We start from the raw sequence: 20,854 nt of genomic DNA on the forward strand, positions 1-20,854 counted from the left end.
GGCGCCACTGGTGCGGGGGGTGCCACGGGCGTGGGCGGCACAACGGGGGCAGGTTGAACCGCAGGGACTGGTCGGGGCAATTCCAGCTCGCCTTCCGCCGAGGGAGCCGCCTCCCCCGGGGTCGCTTCGGGAACGGGCACCACATTGTGGTTCTGCGTGGCGAGGAATCGTTCACGCGCCCGCAGCTCTTTGCGGGTAAGCGGCATACCGCCGCCGGCGGTACCGCTGGAGGGGTCGTTGTTGACCGGGCTCACAGTTGCAGTCCCCTCTTAGAAGAATCGGTTTCACTGCCGGAGGCAGCCCGCAGCGTTGGGGCACTGCTGGGCTTTTCGGACTGCACCGGTGCCTGCACTCGGCGGCCAACGTCCGTTCCTCTGGCTTTTTGCATGTCGATTGCGTGCTGCAGTATTCCGGCAGCGGCAACCTGATCAACCACTTTACGGTGGTTCTTGCTGCTCATGCCAGCTTCGTGCAGGTTGCGGTGTGCCGTAACAGTTGAAAGTCGCTCATCCACAAGGTTCACGGGAACGTCTAAACCGACACGCAGAAGCTCGCTGGACAGGAGGTCCGCATAGTCCATGGCCATTTGCGCAGACGCCCGCTCTTCGCCCTTCATGGTGCGGGGAAGACCGACGAAAATCTGCACCGCCGCCAAGTCAACAGCGTGCTTGACCACTGCGCGCACATCGGAGTTTTTCTTGGTGTCCCGCCCTACTGTCTTGAACGGTGTCGCCAGGATTCCGTCCGGATCGCAGATGGCCAGACCCACCCGGACGGTACCGACGTCTACCCCCAGCTTGATGCCGTGGGGGTAGACGCCACTGTCAGTACTGGAATCCACCGTCAGCGCTTGGCAATCGCATCCACCACCGCTGTGAGGGCCTCAGAGACCTTCCCAGCGTCGGTGCCGCCGCCTTGGGCGACGTCGTCCTTGCCGCCACCGCCGCCACCGAGGATCCCTGCTGCCAAACGCACCAGCACTCCGGCTTTGACGCCTGCTTCGCGGGCTGCCTCGTTGGTGGCGATCAGTATGACGGGACGGTGATTGCTGACACCCGCAACAGCCACAGTGGAGGCTTCCGAGCCGAGGCGGTTACGGAGATCGAGGGCAAGGTTGCGCAGATCATCAGCGCCACCCACCTGGCCGGCGTCGTGGGCTACGACCCTAACGCCCGCGGCGTCCTTGGCGGTACCCACCAGGTTGGCGGCCGCTGCTGCGAGCTGCTCTTTGCGGAGGCGATCAAGCTCCTTCTCTGTGGCCTTGAGCTTGTTCAGGGTGCTGGAGATCCGGTCAGCAAGTTGTCCGGACGGAACTTTCAAAAGATCCGTGAGCTCTGAGACCAAGGCCCGCTCGGCTGCGAGGTGACGGAAGGCATCCAAGCCTACGAAAGCCTCAACACGGCGGTTTCCCGAGCCAACAGACTGTTCGCCCAACAGGGAGAGGCTGCCGATCAGGGACGTGCTGGCCACGTGGGTGCCACCGCACAACTCGCGGGACCACGCGCCGTCGATCTCCACCACACGCACTTCGCTGCCGTAGTTTTCGCCGAAGAGCGCCATGGCACCCAGCTCCTTGGCCTCGGCGAGCCCCATCACCTTGGTGTCCACCCGGAAGTTGTTCCGGATGGCGATGTTGGAAACCTCTTCGATTTCGGAGCGGGTAGCAGTGCTGAGGCCCTCGCCCCAGGCGAAGTCAAAGCGAAGGTATCCGGCCTTGTTGTACGAACCGCGCTGAGTGGCTTCCGGGCCGAGGATCTGGTGCAACGCAGCATGCACAATGTGCGTGCCGGTGTGGGCCTGCTCGGCGGCATGACGACGTTCGCGGTCGACGGCGGCGCGCACCAAGGCCTCGGAAGCGATCTCACCTTCGCGGACAATCGCCTTGTGAACACTGAGGCCCTTGATGGGACGCTGAACGTCCACAACCTCAACTACGAAACCGTCGCCGGTGATGAGGCCTGTGTCAGCGGACTGACCGCCGGCTTCTGCATAGAACGGGGTTTCGTTGAGGACCAACTCGATTTCGTCGCCGGTGGACGCATGCGCCACCGACCGGCCGCCGCTGACGATGCCGCGGACCTTTGCTTCGCCCTCAAGTTCGCTGTACCCGGTGAAGACTGTTTCGCCCTTGCCCAGAAGCTCCTGGTAGGCGCTGAGGTCGGCGTGGCCACCCTTTTTGCCCTTGGCATCGGCCTGAGCACGCTGGCGCTGCTCCAGCATGAGGGCGCGGAAACCCGTTTCGTCCACCTTGAGGCCGGCTTCTTCTGCCATTTCCAGGGTCAGATCAATCGGGAAGCCGTAAGTGTCATGCAGGGCGAAGGCGTCTGCGCCGGAAAGTGGAACGCCGGCAGCCTTTGACTCGGCTACAGCATCTTCCAGACGGGCTGTACCGGAAGCAATAGTGCGCAGGAACGCTTTTTCTTCGGCGTAGGCAATACGGCTGATGCGGGCAAAGTCGGTCTCCACCACCGGGTAGACGCCCTTCATGGCGTCGCGGGAAGCGGGAAGAAGGTCGGGGAGGCAGGCTTTTTCGACGCCGAGCAAGCGCATGGCGCGGACAGCGCGTCGGATCAGGCGACGCAGCACATAGCCACGGCCTTCGTTGGACGGTGCCACACCATCGGCAATGAGCATCAAGGCAGAGCGAATGTGGTCGCCTACAACACGCATGCGGACATCGTCCGTGTGGTGCGGATCTTCCGGGGACTCAGCCGAGGTGTACTCGCGGCCGGACAATTCAGCTGCTTTGTCGATCACAGGGCGGACCTGATCGGTCTCGTACATGTTTTCAACACCCTGGAGGATCATGGCAAGACGCTCCATGCCCAGGCCGGTGTCAATGTTCTTCTGCGGCAGTTCACCCACGATGTCAAAGTCCACCTTGGAGCGGACGTTCTCGATCTGGTACTGCATGAACACGAGGTTCCAGATTTCGATGTAGCGGGTTTCGTCGGCCAGAGGGCCGCCTTCAATGCCGTAGGCAGGGCCGCGGTCATAGTAGATCTCGGAGCAGGGACCTGCAGGGCCGGGCTGGCCTGTGGACCAGTAGTTGTCCGCCTTGCCCATGCGCTGGATTCGCTCAGCGGGAATGCCGGTGTTCTTGAGCCACAGCTCCTTGGCTTCGTCGTCCTCTTCGTAGACCGTCACCCAGAGGCGCTCGGCCGGAAGTCCGTAACCGCCGTCGTCAACGCTCGTGGTGAGCAGCTCGAAAGCAAACTTGATGGCGTCTTCCTTGAAGTAGTCTCCGAAGGAAAAGTTGCCGCACATCTGGAAGAACGTCCCGTGGCGGGCCGTCTTGCCTACTTCTTCGATGTCTCCGGTGCGGATGCACTTCTGGACGCTCGTGGCACGGCTGTAGGGCGGCTCTTCGCGCGCGGTCAGGTACGGAATGAAGGGCACCATTCCGGCCACAGTGAAGAGAAGTGACGGGTCGCTGGAAACGAGCGACGCGGAGGGAACGGCGGTGTGACCCTTGTTGACAAAAAAGTCCACCCAGCGCTTGGTGATCTCCTGCGACTTCATTAGCTGATTACTTACCCTTCTCAATTCACTGCACACGATGTGCGCGGAACCGGCTGGTGCCGTTCCGCAGCTTTCCATTCTGCCCTGTTGAGGGCGCGGGGGCGAACTGCTCCCGCTAGCGCCGGGTGGCTACGGCGTCGTCAATCCCCAACACTGCCCGCAAATCTTCCTCGCGTTGGTGCATCCCTGTACGCACGGCGTCGGCAAAGTCGAACATGCCATCGGCCATCCGGCCAACAGCTCGATTCAAGCCCTCGGGCCCAAGGTTGGCTTGGGCTTCGGTGATCTTACGGAACGCAATGACGCCGATGGCGACGCCGATGCCCATCCACACAATTCTCTTCATGAGGTTTTGGTCTCCCTGTAGTTCGCGGCCAACTGGTTCAGAGGCTGCTGAGGTCAGCGGCTGCGGCGGCCGGAGGAAGGCGCGCGGCGTCCAGCGAACGCAGAACGCACGCCATAGCTGAAGGCTGCAACCTTGATCAACGGCGAGCCCACCGTGGCCGCAACAAGAGAGGACAACGCGGAGATGTTGGCCGAGGCGTCGGACACGTTGGAGGCGATTCCGTCAACCTTCTTCAGCTGTTCGTTGGTGGTGGTGACGGTTGCTGTCACTTCATCCATCAGGGGCGTGGCGCCGTCGCTGAGTGAACGGATGGACGTCCGCACTTCGTCAAAAACGCCGCCCAGCTTCAAAATGGGCACGGCCAAAAGCAGGACGAGAAGCGCGAACACTCCTGCTGCGATGAGGCCGGCGATGTCGCCACCAGACATAGAACTCTTCTCCTTGGATCGTTTCGCTGCCTCACACCAGCCGGTTCACGGCTTTGGGCAAGGCCTCCCCCAGTACCTTACCTATAGTGGACCGGTACCTTACATACAAAGAAGCCCGCGGCGTGTGCCACGGGCTTCTTTGTATACGCTGCTGAAATTTAGCGTGCGTAGAATTCGACGACGAGCTGCTCTTCGCAGATCACGGGGACCTCGGAGCGCTTCGGGCGACGAACCAGGCGGGCCTGAAGGGCGTCGATCTTGACGTCCAGGTATGCCGGCACGTTGTTGAGCACGTGTGCACCAGCGGCTGCCACCTGGAACGGGGGCATTACCTCGGAGCGGCTGTGAACGTGGATGAGCTGACCTTCGCCAACGCGGAACGACGGGCGGTCCACGCGGATGCCGTCAACCATGATGTGGCGGTGAACAACCAGCTGGCGGGCCTGTGCGATGGTGCGGGCGAAGCCTGCACGGAGCACGAGGGCATCCAGACGCATTTCGAGGAGCTCAACCAGGTTCTCACCGGTCAGGCCCTTGGTGCGGCGTGCTTCTTCGAAGGCACGGGTCATCTGAGCTTCACGGATGCCGTACTGGGCGCGCAGACGCTGCTTTTCGCGCAGACGTACGGCGTAGTCGGAGTCCTGCTTCTTGCGGGCACGGCCATGCTCGCCGGGGCCGTACGGGCGGCGCTCCATGTACTTGGCGGCCTTGGGGGTCAGAGCAATGCCGAGTGCACGCGAAAGGCGTGCGGTACGGCGAGCACGAGTGTTGTTAGCCACTTGTGTCCTTCCAATTACTGCGGTGTGTCAGTGTTACTGGCCTCCATCAGGGAGAGCATCGGCCAACCGCTGCCTCTTGCTACTAGCCCGGGCGCACAGCACTATTGAAGGAATCTTCAGAGGGATTGTGCGTCAGGCCATGCCAGACAAGCAACGATCCTATCACGGGCAGGGTCTCCACCCGTAGCGGGCGTCATTCCGGCGCTACTCTCCGCGCACGATCTTACGGAGCCGCTCCAACCTGGCAGCAATATCGCGTTCAGCTCCGTTAGTGGTGGGCTCGTAGTAGTCCTTGCCCACCAAGTCATCCGGCGGATACTGCTGGGTTGCCACGCCGTGTGGTTCGTCATGTGCGTACTTGTAGCTCTTCCCATGGCCGAGCTGCTTTGCGCCAGGGTAGTGAGCATCACGCAGGTGCATGGGGATGCCGCCACCGAAGCCGGCACGAACATCAGCCACCGCCTTGTTCAGACCCATATAAGCGGCGTTGGACTTTGGCGCGGTGGCCAGATGGACCACGGCCTCGGCCAACACGATCCGGCCCTCCGGCATGCCGATCAACTGCACTGCCTGTGCCGCGGCCACTGCGGTCTGCAACGCGGTGGGATCTGCCATTCCAATATCCTCGGCGGCAGAGATCACAATCCGCCTCGCGACGAACCGTGGGTCCTCACCGGCTTCAAGCATGCGTGCCAAATAGTGCAGGGCGGCATCAACGTCCGAGCCCCGAATGGACTTGATGAACGCGCTGGCCACATCGTAATGCTGGTCGCCGGCACGGTCGTAGCGAACGGCCGCGGCATCCAGGGCACGTTCAGTGTGACGGAGTTCCACCAGGACGGGAGCGTCAGGAACGCTGTCCTTCGCGAGCCCGGTTTCGCCGTCGTCGGTGTCGCTGTCCTCTTCAGTTCCTGTCGCCTCAGCGTCGGAAACATCGACGACGGCGGAGTCACCAAACGCGACGCCGGCGGCGGCTTCCAACGCTGTCAATGCCCTGCGGGCGTCGCCTCCGGACAGCCGGACCAGATGGTCCAACGCCTCAGGGCTTAGCTCCACGCGGCCAGCCAGGCCGCGGGTATCGGCAACTGCCCGTTCAAGCAGACCGGAAATGTCGTCATCGGTAAGCGGCTTCAGCGTGAGCAGCAGCGAGCGTGACAACAGTGGCGACACCACGGAGAAGGACGGGTTTTCCGTGGTGGCAGCCACCAGCACCACCCAACGGTTCTCCACCCCAGGGAGCAGGGCATCTTGTTGGGCCTTGTTGAAACGATGGATCTCATCGAGGAAAAGAACGGTGGTCTTCTTGTAAAGGTCGCGGGCTGTCAACGCCTCATCCATGACGCGGCGTACATCCTTGACGCCGGCTGTGATGGCTGACAGTTCAACGAACTTACGCCCGGGCCCTCGTGCGATCACGTGGGCGAGCGTGGTCTTCCCGGTCCCGGGAGGGCCCCAAAGGATCACCGAACTGGGACCCGCGGGGCCGGCAGCCTCAGCACCTGCTGCCAGCTGACGCAAGGGCGAGCCCTGCCCCAGCAGATGCTGCTGCCCCACCACCTCGTCAAGAGACCGGGGGCGCATTCTTACAGCGAGCGGACTCCGCTGCGAAGCCATCCAGCGGGCATCGGAGGGACCCCCCGACACGGACAGATCCTCGGACTCGTCGTCATCAACTGCACCGGCACCAAAGAGATCTTCCACATGGATAGGCTACTCATAGTTCCAGCAAAGGAGACATCGACGTGGATCGCCGAGCATCTGCCCCTCATCCGGGTCACGGCAGCCGGACTGCTTTGGTACCCGCCGCCAGGTTGCGGGGTTGGGTGGACCGGTTCGCGGCAAGCCACGGTCCAATCGCAGAAGACCTCGACGACGACGGGGTACTTCTGAGGGCGGCCGACGGTGCGACTGCCCTGCTGAGGGCACCCTGGCCTGCAGACGGACGTCCGGGCCGGGGAGCAACAGAAGTGGACCGTTTGGCTTCACTGGCAAACCAGGAACGGGGGCTTGGCCTGCTGCTGGTTCGCAAGGGCGGATACTCCATAGCTGCTGCCAGCGGGTCCACAATCCTCGCGTCAAAGAGTGGTAGCCGCTTCCTGGAGGCCAAGGCCACAGCGGAACACGCTGCGCGCGTCTTCAGCGAACACCACATTGAGTACCTCGTCCCGGGCGGCGACCGCGTGCTGGTGGAACAGGTTCTTTCCCAGCCGCTACTCAGGGCCATTGCCGGGCGTGCGCGCCTGGCCTTCCTGGACGTTCAAGCTCCAAAGACTGCAGTGCTGGCAAAGTGCGCTGCCGATGCCTGCGCCGTACGCATCACGGTGACTGATCCGCCCGTCTGACACCCGACGGATGAGCGGCCGCGGCAGCCCAGGAACCGGCAGCCTGGGATCTAACAGCTGAGATCTAGCAGCCGCTGGGCGCACGCCTCAGTGGCGCCTGACGGTAGAGGTAGCTGCCGTGGCTGCTGAAACCAGCTTGCGAGTAAAGCCGCTGTGCTCCGTGATTTGCCTCCGTGACCAGCAGCCAGAATCCCTCGAGATCGTGGTGGGTCCCGGCGTTCAACAGCGCAGCCAGAACCTCGGCCCCGTATCCGCGGCGGCGGTGCTCTGCCGACGTCGCCATGCTGTAAATACCGCCCCAGCCATCCACCAAAGCGAGACGTCCGACGGCGGCGGGGACGCCGTCGTCGTCCCTCACCAATGCGTAAAGCGCAGGGCAGGCGCTGAGAATCTTGTGAGCGACCGACAGTTCAGCTTCGCCTCCGCGACCGTCGACGGTCCACCACACGCTTAGCCATTCCTCAGACGGCTCTGTGGCCATTTCAACGTTCCGGCCCGACGTGCTGACAGGCAGCCCCTCCGCGCCGCGGACCATGATCTTTGTTGCCGACTGCCTCGTGTAGCGCTGCTCATCCAGGTAAGCATTGAGGGCAGCGCTGCGGGAGTCGTCAAAGATTTGGAAGATCAAGGGAAGCCTGCGAAGCCGATACCACTCCGCCGCTGCACGAACGGATGGTGCGATGCCAGGTCCCTCCTCCAGCCCACCGGAAGCGTTCCTTGGCCACACGGAATTAGCCCTCTGGGTCACTCCGCCCGAAGCACGCAGGACCCAGTCCCCCGTTTCTTCACGCTCAAGTTCTTCACGCTCAAGTGCAGGCCAGGCCTTATCCATGAGCGATTCCAGAAACGCTTGCTCCATCATGCGTTGACCCTTCAGTGGCTGGAACACAAAAGGCTCCTCACCGCAGTGAGGAGCCTTTTGGTCACAAAATTACTCGGACTTGGTTTCCGGCTTCGCAGCAGGCTTGGACTCCGGCTTGAAGTCCACGCCTGCTTCCTTGCGCTGCTGGGCGGTAATGGGAGCCGGCGCAGCAGTCAGGGGGTCGTAACCGTTGCCGGTCTTGGGGAAGGCGATGACGTCGCGGATGGATTCAACCCCGGCGAGGAGAGCCACCACACGGTCCCACCCCATGGCCATGCCGCCGTGCGGAGGAGCGCCGTACTTGAACCCCTCAAGGAGGAAGCCGAACTTGGTCTCGGCCTCTTCCTTGTCCAAGCCCATCAGCTGGAACACGCGCTCCTGGACCTCACGGTCGTGGATACGAATGGAACCGCCGCCGATCTCGTTGCCGTTGCAGACGATGTCGTAAGCGTAGGACAACGCAGATCCCGGGTCCTGGTCGAACGTGTCAAGGAACTCTGGCTTGGGCGAGGTGAAGGCGTGGTGTACGGCCGTCCACTGCCCCCCGCCCACTGCGACGTCGCCGGAGGCAACAGCAGCGGCAGCAGGCTCGAACATGGGAGCGTCCACGATCCAAACGAAAGCCCAGTCCTTGGGATCGATCAAGCCGGTGCGGTGACCAATTTCAACGCGGGCAGCACCCAGCAGGGCACGCGCCGCTGACTTCTCGCCGGCAGCAAAGAAGATGCAGTCGCCCGGCTTGGCGCCAACGGCGTCAGCCAGACCGGCGCGCTCGTCATCCGTGAGGTTCTTGGCAACGGGGCCGGCGAGCTCGCCATCTTCCTTGAAGAGGACGTAGGCCAGGCCCTTGTGTCCACGCTGCTTGGCGAATTCCTGCCAGCCGTCCAGGGTTCGGCGCGGCTGGGAAGCGCCACCGGGCATGACCACGGCTCCGACGTAGGGCGCCTTGAAAACGCCGAAATTGGTGTCCTTGAAGAACTCGGTAAGTTCAGTCAGCTCCACGCCGAAACGCAGGTCAGGCTTGTCAGAGCCATACTTGGCCATGGCGTCCAGGTAAGTCATCCTGCGGATCGGGGTGGGGATTTCCACGTCGATCAACTGCCACAGGGCCTTGACGATCGCCTCGCCCAGTTCAATGACATCGTCCTGGTCAACGAAGCTGGCTTCGATATCCAGCTGCGTGAACTCCGGCTGACGGTCGGCACGGAAGTCCTCGTCACGGTAGCAACGCGCAATCTGGTAATACTTCTCGAAGCCGCCCACCTGGAGGAGCTGCTTGAAGAGCTGCGGCGACTGCGGCAGGGCGTACCAGGAACCCGGGGCAAGACGCGCCGGAACCACGAAGTCGCGGGCGCCTTCCGGCGTCGAACGCGTCAGCGTCGGTGTCTCGATTTCGACGTATCCGCGCTGGTGCAACAGCTCGCGTGCCACACGGTTTGCCTCCGAACGCAGGCGCATGTTGCGGGCGGGGCCGGGGCGGCGCAGGTCCAGGTAGCGGTGCTTAAGCCGGGCTTCCTCGCCGACCTCCACGTGCTCGTCGATCTGGAACGGGAGAGGCTCGGAGGTGTTGAGGATAACAACGTTGTCCGCGATAACCTCGATTTCACCCGTGGCCAGAGCCGGGTTCTCGTTGCCTTCAGGACGCTTGTTGACGGTACCCGTCACCTGCAGCACGTACTCGTTCCGAAGGCCGTGGAAGACCTCTTCCTCACGGACAACCACCTGGGCGACACCGGAAGCGTCACGCAGGTCAACGAATGCAACGCCACCGTGATCACGGCGGCGGCCCACCCAGCCGGCCAGGGTAACGGTTTGTCCAATGTGCTCGGAGCGAAGGGATCCGAGGTCATGTGTGCGCAGCACAGCATTCCTTTCAGCATGAAATTTAGAGGGACCGCTGCAAAGCGGTCCCGTCCGAGTTTACCCGCCCCGGCCGCGGCTCCTGCCACCAGGCAGGACAAGCTATGGATGTATCAGGCGGTGGTGACCCGCACGTGCAGATCCGCTTCGGCAGGCATCCAGATGGCGGGGTCGGCATCAACCTGCTCGCCTGAACGGATGTCCTTGACCTGGTGCTTGCCGTCGTCGTCGGTGAACCACACGAACGGAATGCCTCGGCGATCCGCGAACTTAATCTGCTTGCCGAACTTCTCTGCTTTGGCTGCAACTTCCGTGGCAATGCCCCGGCCGCGCAACTGGGCGGCAATGTCCTGCGCAGCGGACCAGCTGTCGTCCGTGTTCAAGGCCACCAACACCGCGGTGGGAACCGATCGGGAGGCCGTAGCCAATTCCTGGCTGAGGATGCGAGACACGAGCCGCGTCACGCCAATGGAAAGGCCGACGCCGGGGAACTTGCGGTTGCCCTTGCTCGCCAACGCGTCGTAGCGGCCCCCGGAACAGATGGAACCAAGCTGCTCGTGGCCCACCAGGACGGTCTCAACGACGGTACCTGTGTAGTAGTCCAGGCCACGGGCGATGCTGAGGTCCGCGACGACCTTGCCGGGAGCACGCAGAACTGCGGCTTGGATGACCTGCTCGAGTTCGCTCAGGCCCTCTTCCAGGAGGTCATCTGTCACTCCAAGTGCTCGGACCTGGTCCACAAAGGAAGCATCCTCGGTACGGATCGATGCCAGCTTAAGGGCAAGTCCGGCCTGTTCGTCCGTGGCTCCGAGCTCACTCTTCAGCAGCTCAGCCACCTTGGCGGCGCCGATCTTTTCCAGTTTGTCGATGCTGCGCAGCACCCCGGCCGTGTCAGTGAGCCCGATGCCGCGATAGAAGCCTTCGGCAAGCTTGCGGTTATTAATACGAAGCCGGAAATCCGGGATCGGCAAAGCGCTCAGGGCCTCGGCGATGACCAACGCGATTTCGACGTCGTACCGGAACGGCAGTTCGCCGTCGCCCACAACATCAATGTCCGCCTGGGTGAACTCACGCGCACGGCCTTCCTGCGGCCGCTCGCCCCGCCAGACTTTCTGGATCTGGTACCGGCGGAAGGGAAATGCCAGGTAGCCGGCGTTCTCCACCACGTAGCGGGCGAAGGGAACAGTCAGGTCGAAGTGAAGGGCCAAGGCGTTGGGGTCCGACTTGTCCGATGTGGCAGCTTCACCGTCATCGTCCTGGAGTCGACTCAGTCCATAGACCTCTTTGTCGATCTCACCTTTGCGGAGCAGCTGTCCCACGGTTTCAACGGCACGGGTCTCAATAGAAGAAAAGCCGTGCAGTTCGAACGTCTTCCGGAGCGTATCCAGCACATGGAGCTCCACCAACCGCTCCTGGGGAAGCCACTCGGGGAATCCGGACAGGGAGGCGTTACGTGCCATGGTGGAAAAGTCTCCTCGAAGAAAGCTGACGCTGGCATCGCACCGCAGCTTTTAAACGCCCTTCCGGCGTTTACAGGGCGGGCGTCCAGCCGGTCATGCATAAACTATGTGCGGCAGCCAGTTTATGCTTTCCGCGCGTGCACATCTAATGCAGCATGCCCGGTTCCTGTCGGCAGCCACCCAAAGTGGACACAATCAGGAGGACTCTTGGCAACAAGGTCGCGGGATGACCGCGAAGCGAAACGGCGCATCAGGCAGATGGAAGCCAAGCGTGCCCTGCGGCAGGAACAGGGCAAGCGACGCAAACGCGACAACACCATCGCCGTGAGTGCAGCCGGCGTGGCGGTGGTATTGGCCGTAGTGCTGCAACTGACAGCCTTCAGCTCAAACCCCACCGAGGCGGAGTTTGCCGCCGCCGAAGCCGGGCTCAGTTCACCGTCCGCTTCCCCGGCTGCATCGAACAGCGCCGACATACCCGGTCCGGAAACGGCTGCCGGAAAGACCTTCACCGGCGAGCTCGCGTTGAACAGCGGCGTTCTCGGCATCGAACTGAACGGAACCGCGGCACCGCAGGCTGCCGCGGTGTTCAAGTCCCTCACCGACGCCAGTTACTACAACGGCGCGTTCTGCCACCGGTTGACCACTTCCGAAACGTTCGGCCTCCTCCAGTGCGGCGCCAAGTCCGAAGACGGGGCAGACGACGCAAACTACCGATGGGGGCCGCTGGAGAATACTCCAGCGGACAACAACTACCCTGCCGGGACCATTGCCGTAGCCCGCACTGGAAACAACGCTTTTGGCAACGGCCACCAATTTTTCATTGTTTACAAGGACACCACCATCCCTGCTGACACGGCCGGTGGGTACACCGTAGTAGGTAAGGTGACCAGCGGCCTGGACGTCGTAGCCAAGATTGCGGCAGCAGGCCTTAAACCCGGTGAAAACGCCAGCGACGGCGCCCCTGTGGCACCTGTCACGATAGACTCGTTTTCTCTGAAGTAACCAGCTCCAGGCCAGGCCCGGAGTGCATTACCTGAGCAGTTCCCTCCAAGCGAAAGACTTTTAGCGGTGACAGACAGTCAGAAATCCGACGAAACAGCAGTAGTGGCCAACGAAGAAGCAGTCGAGGCAAGCGGCGCCAACGATTCCGAGGCGCCAGCTCCCGTGGAGAATGCTCCAGTCAGCGAAGCAGTTCCGGCCGACGAGGCAGCGCCCGCAGCACCGACCGCCGAGGCAGCGCCCGCAGCACCGACCGCCGAGGCGGCTGTGACTGCCGGGGACACTACGGAGGACCCTGCGGCAGCAACGCCAGCGGCACCGGCTGTTCCCCGCCCGACGCCGTCCGCGGCGCCTTCCCCAGCCGCCTTCGCGGCCCGCCCAAAGGCTCCCGCCGCCGTCGTTCCTGCCGCCCCTGCGGTATCTGCGGCGTCACTTGCCGAGGCAGCCAAGTGGGGGCGCGCCGAAGGTGATGGCCACGTCTTCCTCACGCTGGACGGTGAAGAGATCGCTGTAGGTCAGTACCCGGGCGTCAGCACCGATGATGCCCTTGGCTACTTTGCCCGCAAGTTCGACGACGTCATTGCACAGGTAGTTCTCCTGGAACACCGGGTGGAGTCCAAGGCACCTGCCACGGACATGCAGAAGACTGTCACGCACCTGCGTGAGCAGCTCGCGGAGCGCAACATGGTGGGCGACATCCGCGCTGCCGAGGCCCGCTTGGACGCGCTGTCAGCCCAGGTTATTGAACTGGAAAAGTCGGAGAAGGCAGCCCACGAAGCGGTGCGCGCCAGCGAACTCGCGGCTCGCGAAGCGATCGTTGCCGAAGCTGAGACCATTGCCGGCCAGGACCCCGCTCAAATCCAGTGGAAAACCTCCAGCGCACGGATGAACGAGCTGTTTGAAACGTGGAAGGCAGCGCAGAAGAGCGGGGTCAGGCTCGGCCGCAGCAACGAAGACGCGCTCTGGAAGCGTTTCCGCTCGGCTCGGACGGTCTTCGATCGTCACCGCCGCGCCTACTTCTCCCAGCTGGACAGTAACAACTCTGCGGCAAAGTCCGCCAAGGAAGCCCTGATTGCAGAGGCCGAAGCGCTCTCCACCTCCACCGATTGGGGATTCGCCGCAGGCGAGTACCGCAGGTTGATGGACCAGTGGAAGACCACTCCGCGTGCAAGCCGCAAGGATGATGACGCACTGTGGGGCCGCTTCCGCGCCGCCCAGGACGTCTTCTTCAGCAACCGCCAGGCCGCCAACGAGCAGATCGACCAGGAATACACGGCCAACCTTGGTGTGAAGGAACAGCTCGTGGCTGAGGCGCAGGCACTTCTCCCCATCAACGATCTCAACGCTGCCAAGAAGGCTCTCCAGTCCATCAGAGATCGTTGGGAAGATGCCGGCAAGGTTCCCCGCGCCGATATGGGCAGGATCGAGGCCGGGCTGCGCAAGGTTGAGGATGCGGTCCGCGAAGCCGAGGAAGAGAAGTGGCGACGGAGCAACCCGGAAACCAAGGCCCGCACCAACAGCGCCTTGTCACAGCTTGAATCTGCCATCGCAGGCCTGAAGGAGGATCTGGAGAAGGCTGAAAAGGCTGGCGACCAGCGCCGCATCAAGGCTGCCCGCGAAGCACTGGAAGCGCGTCAAGCATGGCTTGACCAGATCCAGCGCTCCGCCAGCGACCTCGCCTAGGGGTTTCTAAGAAAGCACTTCCTGCAGGCTCCGTCCGGGTTATCCACATAAACCGGACGGAGCCTGTACTCGTAGGGCGGTCACACGGAATGATCGACGAATGGTCCCCGCTGTCACCGCCCCGCTCTTGCAGGAGCCGGTCATCTCCGAGCTCTACTCCCCCAGCCGCATCTTTTCGTGGAACGAACTGCAGGGAATGGCATTTGATGGCATCCTGCTGCCCCTGTACGGGAAGAGTTATGCCTCCCCTGGTGTGGCAGTCACCCACCGCCTCAGAGCCCGTGCAGCGGCCCTGACAGTCCCTGAACGGATACGGACAAAGGTGGTGGCCGGGCGGCTCACGGCAGCGTGGATCTACGGTTGCGCCAAACCACCCGAGCACTTGTCACTTCTGGTTGATGCGAAACACCGCATCTCCAGCCTGCGGGGAAGCACGGCATGCAGCCTGCACGAAGTCCGGCTAGGTCAAATGGACGTGGTGAGCCTGGGCGGAATGCTTGTCAGCAGTCCACTTCGTACCGCCGCGGACATCGCCCTCCACGTCGAAACAGATCGCGCGTTGCCTGCGTTGAAGCGCCTGCTGGCACGGGAAGAACTTGGCATCAAGCTCCGGCTCCTCATTCTCGCCGTCGAGGCCACCCCACGGGTTCCCCACAAGAGACGTGCCTTGGCAACCTTGGCCCAGCTTGCCCCTGCAGACCCTCGCTAGCTGCGCCGGCGGTTTCCAGTCGTCCGGTAGACGTCGAAAACACCGTCGATCCGTCGGACCGCGTTCAAAACGTGGTGCAGATACTTGGGATCACCCATCTCGAAGGCAAATTTCGAGATCGCCACCCTGTCACTGGAAGTATGAACAGAGGCTGCGAGGATATTGACGTGGTTCTCAGACAAGATACGGGTCACGTCGGAGAGAAGAGACTTCCGGTCCAAGGCTTCCACCTGGATCTCCACCAGGAACACGCTGGACTGAGTAGGGGCCCACTCAACTTCAACAATTCTGTCCGGCTGGTCGCGAAGACCCGAGACGTTGGTGCAGTCCGTCCGGTGAACGGAAACTCCTGAACCGCGGGTCACAAAGCCAAGAATGGGATCCGGCGGCACCGGGGTGCAACACCGGGCCAGCTTGACCCAGACATCGCCCACGCCCCGCACAATGACACCGGAGTCAGAGAACTTCGACTTCGCAACCTGGGTGGGGATACTGACTTCATCCAGGTCTTCGTCGGGCGTCTCATGACCGCCCAGGTGCTCAACGAGCTTCTCCATGACGGATTGAGCTGACGTGTGCCCGTCACCAACACCGGCATACAGCCCGGAGATGTCAACGTAGTGGAAGTCCTCTGCTACGGCAGACAGGGCGTCGTGCGTCATCAGGCGCTGCAGGGGCAGGTTCTGCTTGCGCATGGCCCTGGTGAGCATGTCCTTGCCACGCTCAATGGCTTCTTCGCGGCGTTCCTTGGTGAACCACTGGCGAATCTTATTGCGTGCACGGGCAGATTTGACGAAGTGCTGCCAGTCCTGGCTGGGCCCCGCACCTTCTGCCTTGGAGGTGAAGATCTCAACCCAGTCGCCGTGGTTGAGTTCACTGTTGAGCGGAACCAACTTCCCGTTGACGCGGGCACCAATGGTTCGGTGGCCCACCTCCGTGTGCACGGCATATGCGAAGTCCACAGGCGTTGACCCGGCCGGAAGGGCCATGACCTCGCCCTTGGGGGTGAAGACAAAGACTTCCCGGGCGTTGATTTCGTAGCGAAGTGAATCCAGGAATTCTCCGGGATCCGAGGTCTCCTGTTGCCAGTCAACCAGCGACCGCAGCCAACCCATGTCGCCGTCACGCGGGCTGCCGGGACCTTGTGCGGTCCGGTTGGGCTGGTCTTTGTACTTCCAGTGGGCTGCCACACCGTATTCTGCACGACGGTGCATCTCGTGGGTGCGGATCTGAATCTCCACGGGCTTGCCGCCTGGGCCAATCACGGTGGTATGCAGGGACTGGTACATGTTGAACTTGGGCATGGCGATGTAATCCTTGAACCGGCCAGGAAGCGGGTTCCACCGTGAATGCAGAGTCCCCAGCGCGGCATAACAATCACGTACCGAATCCACTAGGACCCGCACGCCCATGAGGTCGTTGATGTCGTCGAAGTCCTTGTCGCGGACGATCATCTTCTGATAAATCGAGTAGTAGTGCTTGGGCCGGCCAGTGATGGTCGCCTTGATCCTGGCCGTCCGAAGATCATCCGCGATCTGGTTGCGGATGACGCTGAGGCTTTTTTCGCGCTCTGGCGTACGGTCCCCCACCATTCGCACGATTTCCTCGTACACCTTGGGGTACAGCGCTGCGAAGGAGAGGTCTTCAAGTTCCCACTTGATGGTGTTCATCCCCAGGCGATGCGCCAGGGGTGCGAAGATTTCCAGGGTTTCACGGGCCTTGCGTGATGAGGACTCCGCGGAAACGAACCGCCAGGTCCGCGCATTGTGGAGCCTGTCCGCCAGCTTGATCATCAGGACACGGATGTCCTTGGCCATCGCCACGACCATCTTACGAACGGTTTCCGACTGGGCAGCCTCACCGAAACTGACTTTGTCCAACTTGGTGACACCGTCCACCAACATGGCAACTTCAGGGCCGAAATCCCTCGTCAGGTCAGCCAGGGTGTAGGGAGTGTCCTCCACGGTGTCGTGCAGCAAGGCAGCGGCCAGGGTTGTCCCTGTCATGCCAAGTTCGGCCAGGATGGTGGCCACTGCCACCGGATGGGTGATGTAGGGATCACCGCTCTTGCGCTTTTGTCCCTGGTGGCTCTGCTCTGCCACCGCGAAGGCGCGTTGGATCAGATCGAAATCCTCTTTGGGATTATTTGCCCGGACCGTGCGCAGCAGTGGTTCCAAAATGGGCGAGTAAGGAGCAATGCCCCGGCCCGTCAGGCGGGCAAGCCGGGAACGCGTGCGTTCCCTCCGCCCTGGGAAGGTGGGACGCACGCCGGGAGCATCGACCGGAACCGCAGCTGCAGTCCGTCCGGGCACACTCGTTGCCGGAACTGCAACAGCCTTGGGGCTGTCATCCCCGCCCGCCGGTGGTGCCGACGTCGCACGTTCTTCCACAGAAGTACCCCTCACAACCGATTTAATTCTCCCAGTCTATTCCCGCAGGTGAATGCTTCTGCAACCGGGCAGCACATGACGATGACACGGGCAAGTCAAGAGCCGGCCTCCGCACTGGTGCGGAGGCCGGCTCAAGTCAATCAAAAGAGCTGTTCAGGGGAAGTTCAGCCCTCGACAGTGACTTCATTCCTGCGGTGAGCAACCTTCTTGGCTTGCTTCACCAGGTCAGGCTCACTCTGGCGCAACCAGGCGTACAGCGGTGCCGCGATGAAAATCGTGGCAGCCGTGCCGATGAGGATGCCCACGAAGAGTGCCAGGGAAAGATCGCGCAGGGTGCCGGCGCCCAGGAGCCCGGCACCAATGAAGAGGATTGCAGCAACCGGGAGGATGGCTACCATCATGGTGTTGATGGACCGGACCAGGGTTTGGTTGACAGCAAGGTTGACCTCTTCGCCGAACGTGCGGCGAGTGGATGTGGAGATGTCCGCGGTGTTTTCACGGATCTTGTCGAAGACCACCACCGTGTCATACAACGAGTAGCTGAGGACGGTCAGGAAGCCGATGATTGCCGACGGCGTCACTTCAAAATCGCTCAGGGCGTAGACACCCGCCGTGGTGAACATGGTGACGAGCATGCCGACAAGTGCTGACAACGACATTTTCCAGGTTCGGAAGTACAGCGCCATCAGGACAGCTGCCAACCCAACAAAGACCACCAGGCCAATAAGGGCTTGACGCGTGACGTCCTGGCCCCAGGTTGGTCCCACGAAGTTGGACGTCACCTCATTCTCCGTCACCCCGTAGGCGCTGGTGAGTCCATCCTTGATCCGGTTCGTCTCGTCATCGGTCAACTGGTCCGTTTGAATGCGCATGGTGTTGCCTGCCACGTTGGCAACACGCGGAATGGCTCCAGGCACCACGTCATGGACGGCCTTTTCGCCGAGGGCTGCATCAGTGGTGCTCACGTTTGAAACAGTGAATTCCGAACCGCCACGGAACTCGATTCCCAGGTTGAACCCGCCCTTGGCGACAGGAACCAGAATGGAGAGCGCCACGGCGACAGCAGCAATGATGAACCAGATCTTCTTCGATTTTACGAAGTTGTACGAACGCTTGCCCGTGTAGAGCTCATGGCCGAAGGTTGCGAAGCTCGTGGTCATTACTTCTCCTCCTTGGTGCCGTTCGAAGGACCAGTAAGTTGGCCCTTCCCGGCAAGGCGCCTCTCGGCGATGGTCATGCGACGTTCGGCTTCAGCAGCCGCACCGGTGTTGCGTGCGCGGACCACTGCCGGCTTTTCGGCAGGTGTGCGAAGCCGGCCGGCCCCGCGGTAAAGCGGAACTGCTCCGAGGCGGTCAGGGGAAAGCCCTGAGAAACGGTGTCCTTCGCCGAAGAACTTGGTGCGCGCCAGCACCTGGAGCATGGGGTGCGTAAACATGAACACCACCAGGAGGTCGGCCAGGGCGGTCAGGCCAAGGGTGAAGGCGAAACCGCGAACGTTACCAACAGCTACGAAGTAGAGGACCAATGCCGCCAGGAGGTTGACGGCCTTGGAGGCCAGCACTGTGCGCTTGGCCCGCTTCCAGCCGTTCTCCACAGCGGACACCAATCCACGTCCCTCGCGCAGTTCATCCCTGATGCGTTCGAAGTAGACAATGAACGAGTCCGCAGTCTGGCCAATGGCCACGATGAGACCTGCCACACCGGCCAAGGAAAGACGGTAGTTTTCCGTCCACCCGAGGATGGCGATGGCCAAATAGGTCAGCACACCCGCAACCACGAGGGATGCGATGGTCACCAGGCCCAGGGCACGGTATTGGAACAGGGAGTAGACCACAACGAGGAACAGGCCGATCATGCCTGCCAGCAGCCCAAGGCGAAGTTGGTCGCCACCGAGCGTGGCGGAAATCTGCTCTTGTGACTGGATCTCAAAGCTGATGGGCAGCGCGCCGTAGCGGAGCTGATCAGAGAGGGCCTTCGCAGACGCTTGGGTGAAGTTACCCGTAATCTGAGGCTTTCCGTCGGTGATCACAGCCAGGGCGCGAGGTGCGGACAGCACTTTGTCGTCCAGGACAATCGCGAACTGGGACTTGGGATCATCGGTGCCCTGGGCCTGCGCCGCAGCATAGAACTGATTGAGGCGTTCGGTTACTGCCTTGAACTTCGCTGTTGCATCCGAGTTGAAGACAATGTTCACGCCCCAGCTATTAGTCACGGAGCCTTGGGCACCCTGGACCTGGGTAAAGGTGGAATCACTGATGTCCTGGCCTTTGACCTCAACGGGCCCGAGGATGTACTTGATGGCCGGAGTCTTATCCGTGGCCGCCTCGCAGGTTACCAGCGGCTTGGCCGGATCCGAACGATCACGCTTTTCCGGGGACGGATTTACACAGTCGAGGGCTTCAAATTCCTTGACGATGTCCGCAGTGACCCAGTTGATGTCGCTGGCATTGGCGGGCTCCGCGGTGGGCTTGGGAAGCTGGTCCTCGGGGGTGCGCTGTTCGGCCGGAACAGCTGCCGGGTCGCCATAGGTGATGACCGGGCGGAAGTTCATGTCGGCAGAGGCCTGAATGAGGTCGCGGGTCTCCTTGGAGGGTGTTCCCGGAAGACTGACCACAACGTTCCGGCCCGACTGAGTGCTGATTTCGGCTTCGGCAACACCGGAGCCATCCACACGCTGCCGGATGATGGCAACTGCCTGGTTGAGTTGCTCCTCATTGATCTCGCTGGAACCCTCCACCCGGGGTGCCAGGATCATCTGGGTTCCGCCCTCAAGGTCCAGAGCAAGCTTGGGAGCCCAACTGGCATTGCCAGTCACTACTCCACCAGCCAGGACAGCGGTTAATACAACGAAAATTGCTCCAAGCCAGGTCAGCACCCTGCGGGCTGAGTTTTTGGGGCCGGTCCGTGCCATTATCGATCTTCCTGTTATCGCCGGACAGCCGCCGGCGGGCGCTGGTAAGCGTCTGCCGGCGGCTCTCCGCTGCCGTAGAAGTTGCCTTGCGCGGTGTCGCCGCGACTGACGGTGCTAGTTGTCCTTCTTGTCCTCTTTATTGAGGCGCGCGATGGTTTCTTCCGGTGTCTCGACGGCGGCAGGAGCTTCGGTCTGCGCGGCAGTCAAGGACGAAGCGTCGTCAGGAACAACCGGCGCTTCCTCGGGGGTCGTCTCCACTACCTTGGTAACAGCCTGACGGTGAACCGTGGCCTGGTTACCCGGGGAGAGTTCGATCACCACTTTGTTCTCGGCTTCGTCGATGGACACGATGCGGCCAAAGAGACCGAAGCTGGTCATGACGTCGACGCCCGGCGCGAACTTGGACTGCATTTCAGCCTGCTGCTGCTGGGTCTTCTTGTTGCGGCGGAACATCATGAAGACAAAGAGTCCAAGCATGACGAACAGCAATATGGTCATTGGATCCACAGGGAAGTTCCGTTCTGTACTTACGTTTTGGTTCACGGCAACGTCCCGGGCAGATC

The 20,854-nt window shown here is 62.0% G+C and carries 16 protein-coding genes and 3 pseudogenes; 4 read left to right on the top strand and 15 right to left on the bottom strand.

The genetic code is table 11. The features are described 5' to 3' along the window. The 7 genes and pseudogenes from CQ020_RS24370 to CQ020_RS21685 all read right to left on the bottom strand — a co-directional run. Positions 1-254, bottom strand: a pseudogene (locus tag CQ020_RS24370) (aminodeoxychorismate lyase); the annotation flags it as partial. After that, entirely contained in the window at positions 251-841 is a 591-nt protein-coding gene (ruvX, locus tag CQ020_RS21660) for a Holliday junction resolvase RuvX (RefSeq protein ID WP_105693943.1), read from the bottom strand. The gene ruvX and the pseudogene CQ020_RS24370, both read right to left, overlap by 4 nt. A 2-nt stretch (positions 842-843) precedes the next feature. Continuing rightward, complete coding sequence (gene alaS / locus CQ020_RS21665; RefSeq protein ID WP_105693944.1) at positions 844-3,522, bottom strand: alanine--tRNA ligase; 2,679 nt, start codon at positions 3,520-3,522, stop codon at positions 844-846. Between the two features lie 115 nt (positions 3,523-3,637). Next, positions 3,638-3,868: a hypothetical protein gene (locus tag CQ020_RS21670; protein ID WP_181151990.1), complete on the bottom strand. Its 231-nt coding sequence runs from the start codon at positions 3,866-3,868 to the stop codon at positions 3,638-3,640. Positions 3,869-3,921: 53 nt separating this feature from the next. After that, complete coding sequence (locus CQ020_RS21675; RefSeq protein ID WP_062069464.1) at positions 3,922-4,296, bottom strand: DUF948 domain-containing protein; 375 nt, start codon at positions 4,294-4,296, stop codon at positions 3,922-3,924. Positions 4,297-4,454: 158 nt separating this feature from the next. Beyond that, positions 4,455-5,075, bottom strand: a complete 621-nt coding sequence (rpsD, locus tag CQ020_RS21680; protein WP_011774968.1) for a 30S ribosomal protein S4 — start codon at positions 5,073-5,075, stop codon at positions 4,455-4,457. Between the two features lie 204 nt (positions 5,076-5,279). Next, the gene (locus CQ020_RS21685; RefSeq protein WP_105693946.1) at positions 5,280-6,776 is read right to left on the bottom strand and encodes a replication-associated recombination protein A; all 1,497 of its coding nucleotides are present in this window, start codon (positions 6,774-6,776) and stop codon (positions 5,280-5,282) included. Positions 6,777-6,817: 41 nt separating this feature from the next. On the opposite strand from CQ020_RS21685, the gene CQ020_RS21690 reads away from it, so the two are divergent. Further along, positions 6,818-7,417: a Vms1/Ankzf1 family peptidyl-tRNA hydrolase gene (locus CQ020_RS21690; protein WP_105693947.1), complete on the top strand. Its 600-nt coding sequence runs from the start codon at positions 6,818-6,820 to the stop codon at positions 7,415-7,417. Between the two features lie 64 nt (positions 7,418-7,481). Here the strand turns inward: CQ020_RS21690 and CQ020_RS21695 are convergent, their stop codons facing one another. The 3 genes from CQ020_RS21695 to hisS form a co-directional block, all read right to left on the bottom strand. Next, positions 7,482-8,279: a GNAT family N-acetyltransferase gene (locus tag CQ020_RS21695; RefSeq protein ID WP_105693977.1), complete on the bottom strand. Its 798-nt coding sequence runs from the start codon at positions 8,277-8,279 to the stop codon at positions 7,482-7,484. A 69-nt stretch (positions 8,280-8,348) separates the two neighbouring features. Then, entirely contained in the window at positions 8,349-10,142 is a 1,794-nt protein-coding gene (gene aspS, locus CQ020_RS21700; protein WP_105693948.1) for an aspartate--tRNA ligase, read from the bottom strand. 110 nt (positions 10,143-10,252) lie between these two features. Next, entirely contained in the window at positions 10,253-11,599 is a 1,347-nt protein-coding gene (hisS, locus tag CQ020_RS21705) for a histidine--tRNA ligase (protein WP_105693949.1), read from the bottom strand. Positions 11,600-11,806: 207 nt separating this feature from the next. Between hisS and CQ020_RS21710 the strand changes: the two genes are divergently transcribed. The 3 genes from CQ020_RS21710 to CQ020_RS21720 all read left to right on the top strand — a co-directional run bounded on the left by CQ020_RS21710 (position 11,807) and on the right by CQ020_RS21720 (position 14,990). Further along, positions 11,807-12,601, top strand: a complete 795-nt coding sequence (locus CQ020_RS21710; protein ID WP_181151991.1) for a peptidylprolyl isomerase — start codon at positions 11,807-11,809, stop codon at positions 12,599-12,601. Between the two features lie 66 nt (positions 12,602-12,667). Next, positions 12,668-14,281 (top strand): DUF349 domain-containing protein, encoded by a 1,614-nt coding sequence (locus CQ020_RS21715; protein WP_105568088.1) that lies wholly within the window; start codon positions 12,668-12,670, stop codon positions 14,279-14,281. Between the two features lie 100 nt (positions 14,282-14,381). After that, a complete protein-coding gene (locus CQ020_RS21720; protein ID WP_105693950.1) occupies positions 14,382-14,990 on the top strand; it encodes a hypothetical protein in 609 nt (202 codons plus the stop codon). On the opposite strand, the gene CQ020_RS21725 is transcribed toward CQ020_RS21720, so the two are convergent. The 5 genes and pseudogenes from CQ020_RS21725 to yajC form a co-directional block, all read right to left on the bottom strand. Beyond that, on the bottom strand, positions 14,987-17,380 hold the full coding sequence (locus CQ020_RS21725; protein ID WP_105693951.1) for a bifunctional (p)ppGpp synthetase/guanosine-3',5'-bis(diphosphate) 3'-pyrophosphohydrolase: 2,394 nt from the start codon (positions 17,378-17,380) through the stop codon (positions 14,987-14,989). The two genes, CQ020_RS21720 and CQ020_RS21725, sit on opposite strands and share 4 nt — an antisense overlap. Before the next feature lie 217 nt (positions 17,381-17,597). Further along, a pseudogene (locus tag CQ020_RS24840) lies at positions 17,598-17,651 on the bottom strand (hypothetical protein); the annotation flags it as partial. Then, positions 17,629-18,540: pseudogene (secF, locus tag CQ020_RS21730) on the bottom strand (protein translocase subunit SecF); the annotation flags it as partial. The pseudogenes CQ020_RS24840 and secF, both read right to left, overlap by 23 nt. Then, entirely contained in the window at positions 18,540-20,291 is a 1,752-nt protein-coding gene (gene secD, locus CQ020_RS21735) for a protein translocase subunit SecD (protein ID WP_105693953.1), read from the bottom strand. The pseudogene secF and the gene secD, both read right to left, overlap by 1 nt. 114 nt (positions 20,292-20,405) lie before the next feature. After that, on the bottom strand, positions 20,406-20,789 hold the full coding sequence (gene yajC / locus CQ020_RS21740) for a preprotein translocase subunit YajC (RefSeq protein ID WP_024816850.1): 384 nt from the start codon (positions 20,787-20,789) through the stop codon (positions 20,406-20,408). Positions 20,790-20,854 lie beyond the last annotated feature (65 nt).

Origin of the sequence: Arthrobacter sp. MYb23, from assembly GCF_002979775.1 — a bacterium.
In the GTDB taxonomy this organism is placed as follows: Bacteria; Actinomycetota; Actinomycetes; order Actinomycetales; family Micrococcaceae; genus Arthrobacter.

What these genes read in the sequence shown, in the direction of transcription:
- yajC (WP_024816850.1), bottom strand. Translation starts at nt 20,789, where the DNA reads ATGACCATATTGCTGTTCGTCATGCTTGGACTCTTTGTCTTCATGATG.
- alaS (WP_105693944.1), bottom strand. Translation starts at nt 3,522, where the DNA reads ATGAAGTCGCAGGAGATCACCAAGCGCTGGGTGGACTTTTTTGTCAAC.
- secD (WP_105693953.1), bottom strand. Translation starts at nt 20,291, where the DNA reads ATGGCACGGACCGGCCCCAAAAACTCAGCCCGCAGGGTGCTGACCTGG.
- hisS (WP_105693949.1), bottom strand. Translation starts at nt 11,599, where the DNA reads ATGGCACGTAACGCCTCCCTGTCCGGATTCCCCGAGTGGCTTCCCCAG.
- CQ020_RS21695 (WP_105693977.1), bottom strand. Translation starts at nt 8,279, where the DNA reads ATGATGGAGCAAGCGTTTCTGGAATCGCTCATGGATAAGGCCTGGCCT.
- CQ020_RS21675 (WP_062069464.1), bottom strand. Translation starts at nt 4,296, where the DNA reads ATGTCTGGTGGCGACATCGCCGGCCTCATCGCAGCAGGAGTGTTCGCG.
- CQ020_RS21670 (WP_181151990.1), bottom strand. Translation starts at nt 3,868, where the DNA reads ATGAAGAGAATTGTGTGGATGGGCATCGGCGTCGCCATCGGCGTCATT.
- CQ020_RS21720 (WP_105693950.1), top strand. Translation starts at nt 14,382, where the DNA reads ATGGTCCCCGCTGTCACCGCCCCGCTCTTGCAGGAGCCGGTCATCTCC.